The following is a 13,696-nucleotide window of genomic DNA, read 5'->3' on the forward strand; positions in this document are numbered from 1 at the left end:
ATTAAGCTCCCAACTTCCATGACAGGGTACGCAGCAAATCTGCAAACACGCCGGCGGCGGTAACATCATTACCTGCGCCATACCCTCTTAACACCAACGGCAATGGTTGATAGTAACGGCTGTAGAAAGCCAGCGCGTTTTCGCCATCTTTAACTTTGAATAACGGATCGTTTCCACCGACCGCACTGATCCGCACTTTGCAGCGCCCTTCCTCGATCATGCCGACATAGCGTAACACCTTACCCTCATCGCGCGCTTGTGCGATTCGGCTGGCAAATTCATCATCGACTGACGGCAGACGGCTCATGAAACTGTCCACATCGCCGGAGGCGTCGAAACCGGCTGGAAGAACAGACTCGACCTCAATATCATCCAACTCCAGCTCATAACCCGCTTCACGCGCCAGAATCAGCAATTTGCGCGCCACATCCATACCGGACAAATCATCACGGGGATCGGGCTCGGTATAGCCTTTCTCTTTGGCCTGCGCCGTCGCTTCCGACAAGGTCATCCCCTCATCCAACTTGCCGAAAATGAAGGACAGCGAACCCGACAGAATACCGGTGAAGCGAATCAGTTCATCCCCCGCGTTCAGCAGGTTCTGAAGGTTTTCAATAACCGGCAGCCCCGCCCCCACGTTGGTATCGTACAGGAAGCGGCGGCGTGATTTCGCGGCGGCGCTGCGCAGTTGCTGGTAGTAGCTCATGGAACCGGTATTGGCTTTCTTGTTCGGCGTGACCACATGGAAGCCATCGGCCAGGAAGTCTGCGTATTGCTCGGCCACAGCCTGGTTCGAGGTACAATCGACAATCACCGGGTTCAGCAAGTGATACTCTTTTACCAGACGAATCAAACGCCCCAGATTAAAAGGCTCACGGGCTTTTGCCAGTTCATCGCGCCAGCCGTTCATCGGGATACCGTTGACATTGGTCAGCAACGCTTTGGAATTGGCAATCCCGATCACCCGCAGGTCGATGTGTTTCTGTTTAAGCCACGGCTGCTGACGTTGAATTTGTTCCAGCAACGCGCCGCCGACACCACCGACACCGATAACGAACACGTCAATAACCTGATCGGTGTTAAACAACATCTGGTGCGCCACACGCACCCCGGTTGTCGCCACGTCATTATTAACGACAACCGAAATGGAACGTTCGGACGACCCCTGAGCAATGGCAACGATATTGATATTGGCGCTCGCCAGCGCGGAAAATAAACGTGCGGAAAGACCACGCAGCGTACGCATACCGTCACCGATCACGGAGATGATGGCAAGACGCTGCATCACATCCAACGGTTCCAGAACGCCCTCTTTCAGTTCCAGATAAAACTCATCTTCCAGCGTCTTTCTGGCGAGCGCCAATTCGTTTTGTGATACGCAGAAACTTATGCTGTATTCGGAGGATGACTGGGTAATCAGCACCACGGAGATACCAGCGCTGGACATTGCCGCAAACACGCGCGCCGCCATACCGACCATGCCTTTCATACCGGGGCCGGAGACGTTAAACATCGCCATGTTATTTAGGTTGGTGATGCCCTTGACCGGAAATGGCGTGCTGCTGCTATCCACCATGCCGATCAACGTGCCAGGAGCCTGAGGATTTTCGGTATTTTTGATAAGGCAAGGGATCTGGAACTGGGCGATGGGAGCGATAGTACGTGGGTGAAGAACTTTGGCGCCGAAGTAGGATAACTCCATCGCCTCCTGATAAGAAATCGACTTCAACAGCCTGGCGTCCGGCACCTGGCGAGGGTCGCAGGTATAAACGCCATCGACATCCGTCCAGATTTCACAGCAGTCGGCACGTAGGCAGGCGGCCAGCACCGCAGCGGAATAATCAGAACCATTACGGCCCAGCACCACCAGTTCACCTTTATCATTGCCGGCAGTAAAACCCGCCATCAAGATCACATGATCGTTCGGGATGGCGCTTTCAGCAATACGGCGGGAAGATTCGCTGATATCGACGGTGGACTCAAGATAGTGCCCCTGAGCCAGCAGTTTTTCTACCGGATTAATGACGGAAACCGCATAGCCGCGCGCCTGGAATACCGCTTCCATGATGGCGATCGACAATTTTTCGCCGCGGCAGATGATGGAGGCATTCACGCTGTCAGGGCACTGCCCCAGCAGCGCGATACCATGCAAAACTTGTTTTAACTGGGCGAACTCCTGATCAACCAGCGCCTTGATACGAACCAGATCGAAACCGGGCTGAGACTGGGCAAGGCCTTGCAATAAAGCGGAAAAGATAGCTTCAGCGTCGTTAAGATTCGGCAGTAAATCCTGTCCGGCGACGGTTTTATCGATCATCGCGACCAGGTGGTTGGTAATTTTTGCCGGGGCTGACAGTACGGTGGCAACCTGTCCCTGGCGCGCATTGTTTTCGATAATGTCGGCAACGCGCATAAAACGTTCCGCATTTGCTACTGACGTCCCGCCAAATTTCAACACTCGCATTTTTATCTTTTCTCCTGAATTTCTGCCTGCAAAAACGCCTAGGGCGTTTTTGCGCGCCGTCTATGACGGTTCAACTGGCGGCGGACGGTAGCCCGCCGCAAAAAAAAAGCCCGCACTATTCGGTGCGGGCTTATTCAGATTCGTTGTATGCGTCAGCCCGCACCGTTACTGGTCGTACCGGTGATGGTAATAATCGTGGTGATCAGACTGACAGTACGCATGGTAAAAGCTTGTCTCAAAATATTTAAAAAAAATTCTGCCCTATTAGTTAGGGCAATCGCCTCTTGAAGTCAATGGATTTCTTTTTTTTTCATCCAATTGACCGACCAGCAAAAAACGTTAAATCAACCATAAGGCAGAGAATAGGCAAGATGATTATTTACCCAAAAAAGTAAGTCGATATATTTCACTAAAAAAAATCACTTGCCGCTATTTTCTTTGGATATCATTTTCTCGACGTCATGCAGCAGGGTGTGCAGCATTGCCGTGTCGCGCTGTTCTAATCGCCCCAGCCGTTGATGAATCCAGTCGCGCAGTTTCTGATCATCGCTCACGCCCAGCGTTAAAAGCAACCGTTCCAGGCGCTGTCGCAACGCCGACAACGCGCCTGCCTGCGGCGGGAGCGCCTTATCCGGCTGGACCTGCATTAATTCGGCCAGTTGATAGCAATACACCATCACCGCCTGTCCCAGATTCAGCGACGGGTAGTCCGCCTGCATCGGCACGCCGGTCAACACATCGGCCAGTTCGAGTTCTTCATTGGTCAGCCCGGAATCTTCACGCCCAAAAATTAGGGCGGCGGAGCCTACCCAATGCGCCTTTTCCCGCATGACGCCCAGCAATTCGGCTGGCGTACAATAATAGCGAAATCTGGCACGGCTGCGCGCGGAGGCCGCAATGGTAAAATCTACATCGACCAGCGCTTCCTGCAAAGTGGAAAACATGGCGGCAGTTTTAAGTATGTCCCCGGAACCGTGCGCCACCCGGCCCGCTGCGGGTTCCTGATGCACGGTGCTGTCAACGATACGCAAGCTACTGAATCCCATGGTTTTCATTGCCCGAGCCGCCGCGCCAACGTTCTCCGCACGTGCGGGAGCGACCAAAATGATATGGAACTGCATAAATGTCCTCTGCTGTATAAAAACACGCTTGCGAAAACGTTTTCAACAGGAAAAATACCGGACATTAATCGCGTGAGGAATTAACAACCACACAACAATTTGCCGGGCAGTATTCTGCCTCTGAAGAGAAACGGGGATTTATCGTAGATACGCCACCCTGCCTGATTATTTTCAATAGAAATTAAATGATTAATTTCACTCCATCCCAACTGGGCCACGTATTTTCAGCCGAACGCTCTTATTCCTGTCATCAGCATTTGCTATGCTGAATCGTTCACAAAAGATGCTAAATTGTGACTCAAACTGGCAATCCTGTAAGTCTTTTTCACAAAAGAGTTAACGTGCCACAATGAAATTTGATATATGTCAACGGAACCGTAGATTTGTTAGCCAGCAAAATCAGTGCTTACTGTTATGTTGCTGTTAATAAGGTTAAACTGTGCACCACTTTTTGAGTGCTGTTAAATCAGCGTCGCGCACCCTTGTTAATCCTCTGGCGGGAAAAAGTGCGCCAGGATCGTTTTTACGTACTTTAGTCTAATGTTGAGTGAGATGGTGACCTTAACCTCATATAGCACCAATGATAACAGCGACTTCTGTACTTCCGAACTCTATATTTTAGTTGGCAATTTTAGGTAGCAAACATGCAGACGCCGCACATTCTAATTGTTGAAGACGAGTTGGTAACTCGTAATACCCTCAAAAGTATTTTTGAGGCGGAAGGATACATTGTCCACGAAGCCACTGACGGCGCAGAAATGCATCACATCCTGTCGGAAAACGACATCAATCTGGTCATCATGGATATCAACCTGCCAGGTAAAAACGGCTTGTTGCTAGCCCGCGAACTGCGTGAGCAGGCCAGCGTTGCATTGATGTTCCTCACCGGGCGTGATAACGAAGTCGATAAAATCCTTGGTCTGGAAATTGGCGCGGATGACTATATTACCAAGCCGTTCAATCCGCGTGAGCTGACGATTCGCGCTCGTAACCTGCTCTCCCGCACCATGAATCTGGGCAGTGGCACAGAAGAACGCCGTCTGGTTGAAAGCTATCGTTTCAATGGATGGGAACTGGATATCAACAGCCGTTCGCTGGTAAGCCCCGCGGGCGAGCAATACAAACTGCCGCGCAGCGAGTTTCGCGCCATGCTGCATTTCTGCGAGAACCCTGGAAAAATCCAGTCTCGTGCGGAATTGCTGAAGAAAATGACCGGACGTGAGCTGAAGCCTCATGACCGCACCGTCGACGTGACGATTCGCCGTATCCGTAAACACTTCGAGTCAACGGCTGATACGCCGGAAATCATCGCCACTATCCATGGTGAAGGCTATCGTTTCTGTGGTGACCTGGAAGACTAATATCCTCCCGCCGAAGCAATTGACTGCTTCGGCGCTTTCACTCCACCATACCGAGTCATGCAACCGTTCTTTTACCCTCCGTGTGCGCTTTTAGTTTTTAACCCACGGCATAACCGGAACCGCGCTCAACGCATTCTTCGGCGACCCGTCGACCAGACGATCCGAGTAGGTCAGGTAGATCAGCGCATTACGCTTTTGATCGTAAAACCGCACAACCTGTAATTTTTTGAAAACCAGCGATGTCCGTTTCTGGAAAACCACCTCGCCCCGATCGCCGCCATTCTTAATTTTATCCGTCAATACAATAGGCCCGACCTGTTGGCAAGAAATCGCCGCATCTGCGGTATCTTCCGCCAGTCCCAACCCCCCCTTGATGCCACCGGTTTTTGCTCGGCTGATATAACAGGTGACATTATTCACATCGGGATCGTCAAACGCTTCCACCACAATTTTATGATCCGGCCCCAGCAGCTTAAACGCCGTGTCGACAGAACCGATCTGTTCTGCCCGCACTGCTCCCGACACCGATAACATCAACAAACCGATACCTATCATTAACTTTTTATTCATATTTCAGATTCTCTGGTTGTTCATCACAAATTACTCATCACACGACATTTACTAAATAAACCAACATCATCGTTTACATTATCTAAATTACTTGCCGAATAGCTTTAGAAATCTTAAGCGGTGACAATGTGAAAAAATTGCTATGATGCAAGATCTCTATACATTTAATAGTTAATGCTCAATGTGTTTGATGAGGAAGTTCTATGGATCAAGCCGGTATTATACGAGATCTGCTCAACTGGTTGGAAAGTCATCTCGACCAGCCTTTATCGCTCGATAATGTAGCGGCGAAAGCTGGCTATTCAAAATGGCATCTACAACGAATGTTCAAAGATGTCACAGGCCACGCTATTGGCTCCTATATTCGTGCTCGCCGCCTTACCAAAGCCGCTGTCGCCCTTTGCCTGACCAGTAGACCGATCCTGGATATTGCTCTGCAATATCGCTTTGATTCCCAGCAAACATTCACGCGAGCATTCAAAAAACAGTTCGCCCAGACACCCGCATCCTATCGCCGGGCCGATAACTGGAATACTTTTGGCCTTCATCCCCCCATCAGGTTAGGTGAATTCATGCTGCCGCAGCTTCGATTCGTTGAACTGCCTGAAACGCAGTTGATTGGGCTGACGCAAACTTATAACTGCCGTCTGGAACAGATCAGTAACTTCAGGACTGAAATTCGTCTTCATTACTGGCGTCAGTTCCTGGGAGAGACTCAAGCGGTTCCTCCGGTACTATACGGCCTGCATCACTCACAGCCCAGCAAGGAAAAAGATGATGAACAGGAAGTGCTTTATACCACGGCGCTGGAGCCGCGACATCTGTCAGAAGGCGTACATCCCGGCGAGGCGATGACCTTACCCGGCGGGGATTACGCCTTATTTATCTATAACGGCCCGACAGACGGACTACAGGATTTTATTATTACGCTGTATGACACCTGTCTGCCAACCTTCCAGCTCACCCGCCGGAAAGGTTTTGATGCGGAGCGTTTTCATCCTAACGCCGAGACAGAGCCCGATCAGGTTCCCGAAATCATCCAGTGCGAATACTTTATACCCATCCTGCACCCTGAAGGCCAATCAGCGCTGTAGTTCATCCAGTGCCGGAATATCCAGGTGCGAAATATCTCCGGCGGTTTCAACCACCCACCCGGAAGCCAGCCACGGGCTCTGCTGATAATCAATGCGCGACAGGGAGCAGTTGCGCAAACGCAAACGTCGCTCAGCCGACGCGGGTAATCCCAAGATCGTACTGAGCAAGCAGCCCAACGCCATGCCATGACTAACCAGTAACGGTCGGCTACCTTCTGGCAATTCCAGACAGCGGGCCAGAACGCGGTGCATACGCGCCGCCAGTTCAACCATTGATTCCCCTTCGGGAATGCGGCCGTCAGGCGTACCGTCTACCAGTTGTTTACGCCACGCTTCCTCTTCAGGGGTTAATGAATCAATATCACGTTCTTCCAGAATACCCATACTCAATTCCCGCAGCCCCGGTTCCAGCACGATGCGGCAGTCATGACAGGCTTTGGCGATAATGTCCGTCGTCTGCCGAGTTCTGCCCAAATCGCTGGTAAAGATATGCGTAATACCCAGTGTCTTGATACGCTCGGCCACCTGATAAGCCTGTTGCTCACCCCGTGGCGTCAGTGGGCTGTCGGATTGACCTTGAATACGTCGCGCCACATTCCATTCTGTTTCGCCGTGGCGAACAAGATATACCTGTAACATGGTTATTTTCCGTTATAATGCGTCAAATTAACTAAAGAGTACGAAACCGTATGTATCATGTTGTCGCTGCAACTACCAATCCGGCAAAAATCAAAGCTATTACTTTAGCATTCACGGACGTCTTTGGCGCAGACAATTGCCACATTGAAGGTGTTGACGTCGACAGCGGCGTCCCACGCCAGCCTCTCGGTTCGTTAGAAACCCGCACAGGCGCCCGAAATCGCGTAATGATGGCCCGGCAGGTGCGCCCGGAAGCCGATTTCTGGGTCGGCGTTGAAGCAGGGATTGAAGAATGCATGACATTTGCCTGGATGGTGGTCGAAAACGCTTATTTGCGTGGCGAGTCTCGCTCTGCAAGCCTGGTTCTTCCCGAAAGTATATTACAAGGTATTCGTGAAGGGCGGGAATTGGGGGATGAAATGGAACGCCTGACGGGTGTACAGAATATCAAACACAAAGGCGGCGCAATTGGTGTTTTCACAGATGGAAAACTGTCGCGCACCAGCGTGTATCATCAGGCTCTGCTGCTGGCATTAGTTCCGTTTCATAATCCTATCTATCAGACCCCGGTAAAGACCGCGAATTAGCGCCTTCTTTTCTCTGCACAACCATGTTCCGCAGATAGCAGTTGTGCCTCCAGCCAGTGTTTCAGTGCGGGAGGCGCGGCTTTCAAACTGTTGGAGCCACGGGTAATCGTGGCAATTCCAGCACCCAACTCGTTTTTCAACTCACGCTGGCTCATTTTTCCCCGCATCAGTTCCTGAATAATCCGTACTCGCGTTCCCAGCACCGTTCGCTCATCCGGCGTCAGCAACAACTGTAATAACGGTTGTTGCAGATCTTCATGCATGGACTGTTGCAGCAATGCCACAAAACGCAACCAGTTCTCATTGTCTTGTTCAGAAAGCACAGGATCGGTAGGGAATAACGGATTCATAACAGGCTGCCATACTATTTAACTAGTACGGCAGCATAGCACAAAATGCGGAAAATGAACGCACGGCAAGCCTTAATAACGACGCTGCCACTCCGCATCCGTCAAGACGCGTGCAGGCTGATGCAGGAAATAACGATAAAAGACATCATAGGCCAGTACGTTTTTTACGTATCCGCGCGTTTCAGAGAACGGAATGCTCTCAATAAACGCCACGGGGTCAATGCGGCCGGAACTGTTTCTTAGCCAGGTATTCACGCGGGACGGTCCGGCGTTATAGGCGGCTGAGGCCAGAATACGGTTGCGGCCAAATGTTTGATAGACATATTCCAGATAGTGGGTTCCCAACAGAATATTAGTTTGAGGGTCAAATAGTTGGCTGCTATTCATATAAGTGGCAACGTTGCTCATCCGAGCCGTCTGTTGCGCGGTGGCGGGCATTAATTGCATCAGACCGGACGCGCCAACGGGCGAACGCGCCTTGGGATTCCAGGCGCTCTCCTGCCGCGCAATCGCCATCGCATAGCTCTGGCTGATCCCTTTATCCTGCGTGGCGCGTCGGAACTCGTCGTTCCAGGCAAGCGGAAAACGCTCCTCCAGATGATCCCACAGTTTGCCGACAATCGTGGCTTGCACACTCAAATCCGCCCAACGTTGTTCAAACGCATAGCGGGCCAGCGCTTCCTGCTGCGGTTTACTGCTGTTGGCGACCAATCCCACCCACTCGCTTCGCGCCAGATTATCCATTTGCCAGAACATTAACTCCCTTACGCGAGTGATTTCCGGCAGTTGCGATAATGAACGGTCAGGTTTGACCGCCGTCATGATGGTAGGGGTATAACGCTCATTGAGCCTTTGTGCCGCCGCCATAGGGTAAAAACCGCGTTCTCTCATCAAATCGCGCAGCAGCGCTTCGCCTTCCTGGCGTTTACCCTGATCCAGCATCGCCGAAGCCCGCCAGTAACGCCATTCATCCTTCTGCAAAGCATCCGCTGGCAAACGCGCCATCCAGTTGATCAATCCCTGCCGATCGCCGCTCCCCAGCGCCATCCGCACGCGACGCTCAATCAAGCTCGTCGACGCACTGTGTTGCACCACGCCGTCGCGCCAAAGCGCCTGCTCAGGCGTGGCATCATTTCCCATCAGACGCCAGGCAACGGTTTCTTTCATTTCCTGACGTTCGGTCGAACTCATTTTTTGCAAACGCGCAATGACCGGCAACATTGAGCGGGCATTCTCGATATCCTGGCGCGCCACGCGGCTGAATGCTGATAATGTGACTTTGCGGGTAAAATCCGTTGGTCCAACGGAACGGGCAAAACTTTCCAGCGTATTCGGTTCATTCTGAAGTTTCATCAACGCATCAGCGATCGTTTTGTAATCGGCGGGAAGTTGTTTGACCAGATAATTCACCAGCCCGGTACTGCCTTCGTCCATCGCCAGACGAATGCGCTCCATCGTCGTCAACGGGCTTTGTTCACCCGCCGCTTGCCAGGCGGAAAACAGTTTGTCGCAGACGGAAGGCAGAGAACGCCCGGTCAGCCAGATCTCGCGCGTCGCATCCCACACGCCCTGACGCTGCCCCGTCGCCCATTGAGCATAATAGAAATTACAACGGGCGCTGACCGGCTTGGGCGGCTGCGGGCTGAACGCCAACAGCCCTTGCCAATCTTGTCTACGGGCCAGTTCGTTGACAAAGCTGGTATTCAAATTACGCGCCGGCGGCAACGTCGGATGCGTGGCGATAAATTGCCTGACCTGAGCGGCGCTGACCTGCGTCAGATCCTGCGTTAATGCGCGATATTCAAGATAGGGATAAAGCGGGTAGTTGCGTAACGTCGGCATAAGTTGAGCGACAGTATCCAACTGGTTGCCATCCCATGCCTGTTTAATCTGTTGATAGCGCTGACGTTGCTCATCCAAAGAATCCGCCAGCACATGACCCGAAACCCCTGCCAGACACACCGCCGCAATAACGAACCGCCAATAACCTGCTTTAACCATAATCTGCGCTAACCTTATCCGTTTTCGGTTCCGCTATGAAACCTTCCACTATCAAACCGTGCCGGTCAAAACGCCATGCACGCTCGCTTTCATCCTGTCAGCCTCAAGTGTGGCACATCATAACGAACAACGATACGCCCTCTTTTTGCCGGCAGAGCTACTGCTTCACATCCCGAAAACAGCAAATCGCCGGATAGCTGGGATCAGACTTCGAAACCAGCTACACTCCGTTATCAGAATTATCGATCCGCCGAAGAGGGTTTATCACCAGCCGGACGGCCGCTATCTTCGGCAATAAGTTACAACATCGCCACCCCAATGTGGCACATGAATCAGCGTGTCTATAACCCATAACCCTGTGTCAATAACGATGTGTCGACAATTACACAGACAGAAAGAGGCGAAGTCGCAACGTGGCTCAATATGTTTATACCATGCATCGCGTCGGTAAGGTCGTTCCGCCGAAGCGTCATATTCTGAAAAACATCTCCCTCAGTTTCTTCCCTGGCGCCAAGATCGGCGTATTGGGTTTGAACGGGGCCGGTAAATCTACGCTGCTGCGCATTATGGCCGGCATTGATAAGGACATTGAAGGCGAGGCTCGCCCGCAACCCGGTATTAAAATTGGCTATCTGCCGCAGGAACCGCAACTGAACCCGGAACACACCGTACGCGAATCGGTTGAAGAAGCCGTTGCCGAAGTGGTTACCGCGTTGAAACGTCTGGATGAAGTCTACGCGCTGTACGCCGATCCAGATGCTGATTTCGACAAACTGGCCGCAGAGCAGGGCAAATTGGAAGAGATCATTCAGATCCATGACGGCCATAACCTGAACAACCAGTTGGAACGTGCGGCGGATGCCCTGCGCCTGCCGGAGTGGGATGCAAAAATCGCCAATCTCTCCGGTGGTGAACGCCGTCGCGTCGCACTGTGCCGTCTGCTGTTGGAAAAACCGGACATGCTGCTGCTCGACGAACCGACCAACCACCTGGACGCGGAATCCGTCGCCTGGCTGGAACGCTTCCTGCATGACTTTGAAGGCACCGTGGTCGCCATTACCCACGACCGTTACTTCCTCGATAACGTCGCGGGCTGGATTCTGGAACTGGACCGTGGCGAAGGCATTCCGTGGGAAGGCAACTACTCTTCCTGGCTGGAGCAGAAAGATCAGCGGCTGGCGCAGGAAGCCTCTCAGGAAGCAGCGCGCCGTAAATCCATCGAGAAAGAGCTTGAGTGGGTGCGTCAGGGCGCCAAAGGCCGGCAGTCCAAAGGCAAGGCGCGTCTGGCTCGCTTTGAAGAACTTAATAACACGGAATACCAGAAACGTAACGAAACCAATGAACTGTTTATTCCACCCGGCGCACGTCTCGGCGATAAGGTGATTGAAGTCACCAACCTGAGCAAGTCCTATGGCGAACGTCAGTTGATCGACGGCCTGTCCTTTTCCGTACCGAAAGGGGCGATTGTCGGGATCATCGGACCGAACGGCGCGGGGAAATCAACGCTGTTCCGCATGATGTCAGGTCAGGAACAACCGGATAGCGGCAGTATTGAGCTGGGTGAAACGGTGAAACTGGCGTCAGTCGACCAGTTCCGCGACGCGATGGATAACAGTAAAACCGTGTGGGAGGAAGTGTCCGGCGGGCAGGATATTATGCGAATTGGCAACACCGAGATGCCAAGCCGCGCCTATGTGGGCCGTTTCAACTTCAAAGGCGTTGATCAGGGCAAACGCGTAGGCGAATTGTCTGGCGGTGAACGTGGCCGTTTGCATCTGGCGAAGCTGTTGCAGGTTGGCGGCAACGTTCTGCTGCTTGACGAACCGACCAACGACCTGGATATCGAAACCCTGCGCGCGCTGGAAAATGCCCTGTTGGAGTTCCCGGGCTGCGCCCTGGTTATCTCGCACGACCGCTGGTTCCTGGACCGCATCGCAACCCACATTCTGGATTATCAGGATGAAGGTAAAGTGGCGTTCTTCGAGGGCAACTTCACCGAATACGAAGAGTACAAAAAACGTACGCTCGGCGCGGAAGCACTAGAACCCCACCGCATCAAATACAAAAAGATGTCCAAGTAATAGCATAAAAAAATGGCCCGCACTCGCGGGCCATCACAACAATGCCTCTCATTGGCGCTTAATACAACAGACGGGCACGGATAGTGCCGGGGATCGCCTTCATCAGTTGCAATGCCGTCTGTGCGCCGTCAGTTTCCACATCAATCACCACATAACCGATCTCGGCCGTGGTTTGCAGATACTGTGCGGCAATGTTGATGCCCTGCTCAGCGAAAATCTGGTTAATCTTGGTAATAACGCCGGGGCGGTTTTCATGGATATGCAACAGTCGGCTGGCACGTTCGCCATGCGTCGGCAGTGAAACTTCAGGGAAGTTGACCGCAGACAGCGTCGAGCCGTTATCCGAATACTTCGCCAGTTTACCGGCCACTTCATCACCGATATTTTCCTGCGCTTCCTGCGTTGAACCACCGATATGCGGCGTCAGCAGCACATTGTCAAACTCGCACAGCGGCGACAGGAACGGATCGCTATTGGTGGCAGGCTCTTGCGGAAATACGTCAATCGCAGCGCCAGCAAGGTGTTTGCTGCTCAGCGCATCGCACAGGGCTGGAATATCCACCACCGTACCACGCGAAGCGTTGATAAGAATGGAACCTGGCTTCATCAGCGCCAGTTCTTCGACGCCCATCATATTCTGTGTGCTGCTGGTTTCCGGCACATGCAGACTGACCACGTCACTCATATTCAGCAGGTCGGAGAGATGCCGAACCTGTTGCGCATTGCCGAGCGGCAGCTTGCTTTCGATATCATAAAAGTAAACATGCATCCCCAGCCCTTCGGCCAGAATGCCCAATTGGGTTCCGATATGACCGTAACCAATGATGCCCAGCTTTTTGCCGCGCGCTTCAAAGGAGCCAACGGCCAACTTATGCCAAACACCCCGGTGCGCTTTCGCATTCGCCGCCGGAATACCGCGCAGCAGCAGCAGCATTTCACCGATTACCATTTCCGCCACGGAACGGGTATTGGAAAATGGCGCGTTGAATACCGGAATACCGCGTTTCGCCGCTGCCGGTAGCTCAACCTGATTCGTACCGATACAGAAACAGCCAACCGCAATCAGTTTTTCAGCGGCGGCGAAAATCTCTTCCGTCAGATGCGTACGCGAACGAATACCCACGAAATGCGCATCACGAATGGATGCTTTCAGCGCTTCTGGAGCCAGTGCCCCTTTATGGTATTCAATGTTGGTGTAACCGGCTGCACGCAGATTCTCCAACGCACTCTGGTGTACACCTTCTACGAGCAGAAACTTAATTTTATCTTTTTCCAGTGATACCTTTGCCATTTCCCGACCTTATTTTCAGACTTCAGATGCGGCAGTTTGCTAAATCGCCCCTGCCAACATAACAAAAATTACGCAGTCATCAATACAAACGATTGCTTTGCTGAGACAGCAAACACAGGCAGAGAAAAGATTTCTGG

The 13,696-nt window shown here is 52.3% G+C and carries 11 protein-coding genes and 1 other annotated feature; of the genes, 4 read left to right on the forward strand and 7 right to left on the reverse strand.

All coding sequences use genetic code 11. The features are described from left to right. Position 1: 1 nt before the first annotated feature. On the reverse strand, positions 2-2,464 hold the full coding sequence (thrA, locus tag EH207_RS14545; RefSeq protein ID WP_137714643.1) for a bifunctional aspartate kinase/homoserine dehydrogenase I: 2,463 nt from the start codon (positions 2,462-2,464) through the stop codon (positions 2-4). 99 nt (positions 2,465-2,563) lie between these two features. Then, positions 2,564-2,678: a sequence feature (Thr leader region), on the reverse strand. Between the two features lie 205 nt (positions 2,679-2,883). Next, on the reverse strand, positions 2,884-3,585 hold the full coding sequence (locus EH207_RS14550) for a tRNA/rRNA methyltransferase (RefSeq protein ID WP_137714644.1): 702 nt from the start codon (positions 3,583-3,585) through the stop codon (positions 2,884-2,886). 644 nt (positions 3,586-4,229) lie between these two features. Here EH207_RS14550 and arcA point away from each other — a divergent pair. After that, positions 4,230-4,946: a two-component system response regulator ArcA gene (arcA, locus tag EH207_RS14555; protein ID WP_137714645.1), complete on the forward strand. Its 717-nt coding sequence runs from the start codon at positions 4,230-4,232 to the stop codon at positions 4,944-4,946. Between the two features lie 90 nt (positions 4,947-5,036). On the opposite strand, the gene creA is transcribed toward arcA, so the two are convergent. Continuing rightward, positions 5,037-5,501 (reverse strand): protein CreA, encoded by a 465-nt coding sequence (gene creA / locus EH207_RS14560; protein WP_137715370.1) that lies wholly within the window; start codon positions 5,499-5,501, stop codon positions 5,037-5,039. Between the two features lie 218 nt (positions 5,502-5,719). Between creA and robA the strand changes: the two genes are divergently transcribed. Continuing rightward, on the forward strand, positions 5,720-6,610 hold the full coding sequence (gene robA, locus EH207_RS14565) for an MDR efflux pump AcrAB transcriptional activator RobA (protein ID WP_137714646.1): 891 nt from the start codon (positions 5,720-5,722) through the stop codon (positions 6,608-6,610). Here the strand turns inward: robA and gpmB are convergent. Continuing rightward, positions 6,599-7,249 carry a 2,3-diphosphoglycerate-dependent phosphoglycerate mutase GpmB gene (gene gpmB / locus EH207_RS14570; protein WP_137714647.1) on the reverse strand — a complete coding sequence of 217 codons (651 nt, stop codon included), beginning with the start codon at positions 7,247-7,249 and terminating at the stop codon, positions 6,599-6,601. The two genes, robA and gpmB, sit on opposite strands and share 12 nt — an antisense overlap. A gap of 50 nt (positions 7,250-7,299) precedes the next feature. Between gpmB and yjjX the strand changes: the two genes are divergently transcribed. Beyond that, positions 7,300-7,836, forward strand: coding sequence for an inosine/xanthosine triphosphatase (yjjX, locus tag EH207_RS14575; RefSeq protein ID WP_137714648.1), 537 nt, complete (start codon positions 7,300-7,302; stop codon positions 7,834-7,836). On the opposite strand, the gene trpR is transcribed toward yjjX, so the two are convergent. Together trpR and sltY are read right to left on the reverse strand one after the other, a co-directional pair. Further along, on the reverse strand, positions 7,833-8,186 hold the full coding sequence (gene trpR, locus EH207_RS14580; protein WP_137714649.1) for a trp operon repressor: 354 nt from the start codon (positions 8,184-8,186) through the stop codon (positions 7,833-7,835). The genes yjjX and trpR overlap by 4 nt on opposite strands. A gap of 72 nt (positions 8,187-8,258) precedes the next feature. Continuing rightward, the gene (sltY, locus tag EH207_RS14585; protein ID WP_137714650.1) at positions 8,259-10,187 is read right to left on the reverse strand and encodes a murein transglycosylase; all 1,929 of its coding nucleotides are present in this window, start codon (positions 10,185-10,187) and stop codon (positions 8,259-8,261) included. Between the two features lie 413 nt (positions 10,188-10,600). Between sltY and ettA the strand changes: the two genes are divergently transcribed. Further along, positions 10,601-12,268: an energy-dependent translational throttle protein EttA gene (ettA, locus tag EH207_RS14590; RefSeq protein ID WP_137714651.1), complete on the forward strand. Its 1,668-nt coding sequence runs from the start codon at positions 10,601-10,603 to the stop codon at positions 12,266-12,268. A 58-nt stretch (positions 12,269-12,326) separates the two neighbouring features. Here ettA and serA read toward each other — a convergent pair whose 3' ends face one another. Next, on the reverse strand, positions 12,327-13,559 hold the full coding sequence (serA, locus tag EH207_RS14595; RefSeq protein WP_137714652.1) for a phosphoglycerate dehydrogenase: 1,233 nt from the start codon (positions 13,557-13,559) through the stop codon (positions 12,327-12,329). Positions 13,560-13,696: the final 137 nt, after the last annotated feature.

The organism is Brenneria rubrifaciens (genome assembly GCF_005484945.1).
Lineage (GTDB): Bacteria > Pseudomonadota > Gammaproteobacteria > Enterobacterales > Enterobacteriaceae > Brenneria > Brenneria rubrifaciens.

What these genes read in the sequence shown, in the direction of transcription:
- thrA (WP_137714643.1), bottom strand. Translation starts at nt 2,464, where the DNA reads ATGCGAGTGTTGAAATTTGGCGGGACGTCAGTAGCAAATGCGGAACGT.
- serA (WP_137714652.1), bottom strand. Translation starts at nt 13,559, where the DNA reads ATGGCAAAGGTATCACTGGAAAAAGATAAAATTAAGTTTCTGCTCGTA.
- yjjX (WP_137714648.1), top strand. Translation starts at nt 7,300, where the DNA reads ATGTATCATGTTGTCGCTGCAACTACCAATCCGGCAAAAATCAAAGCT.
- creA (WP_137715370.1), bottom strand. Translation starts at nt 5,501, where the DNA reads ATGATAGGTATCGGTTTGTTGATGTTATCGGTGTCGGGAGCAGTGCGG.
- arcA (WP_137714645.1), top strand. Translation starts at nt 4,230, where the DNA reads ATGCAGACGCCGCACATTCTAATTGTTGAAGACGAGTTGGTAACTCGT.
- EH207_RS14550 (WP_137714644.1), bottom strand. Translation starts at nt 3,585, where the DNA reads ATGCAGTTCCATATCATTTTGGTCGCTCCCGCACGTGCGGAGAACGTT.
- gpmB (WP_137714647.1), bottom strand. Translation starts at nt 7,249, where the DNA reads ATGTTACAGGTATATCTTGTTCGCCACGGCGAAACAGAATGGAATGTG.
- robA (WP_137714646.1), top strand. Translation starts at nt 5,720, where the DNA reads ATGGATCAAGCCGGTATTATACGAGATCTGCTCAACTGGTTGGAAAGT.
- sltY (WP_137714650.1), bottom strand. Translation starts at nt 10,187, where the DNA reads ATGGTTAAAGCAGGTTATTGGCGGTTCGTTATTGCGGCGGTGTGTCTG.
- trpR (WP_137714649.1), bottom strand. Translation starts at nt 8,186, where the DNA reads ATGAATCCGTTATTCCCTACCGATCCTGTGCTTTCTGAACAAGACAAT.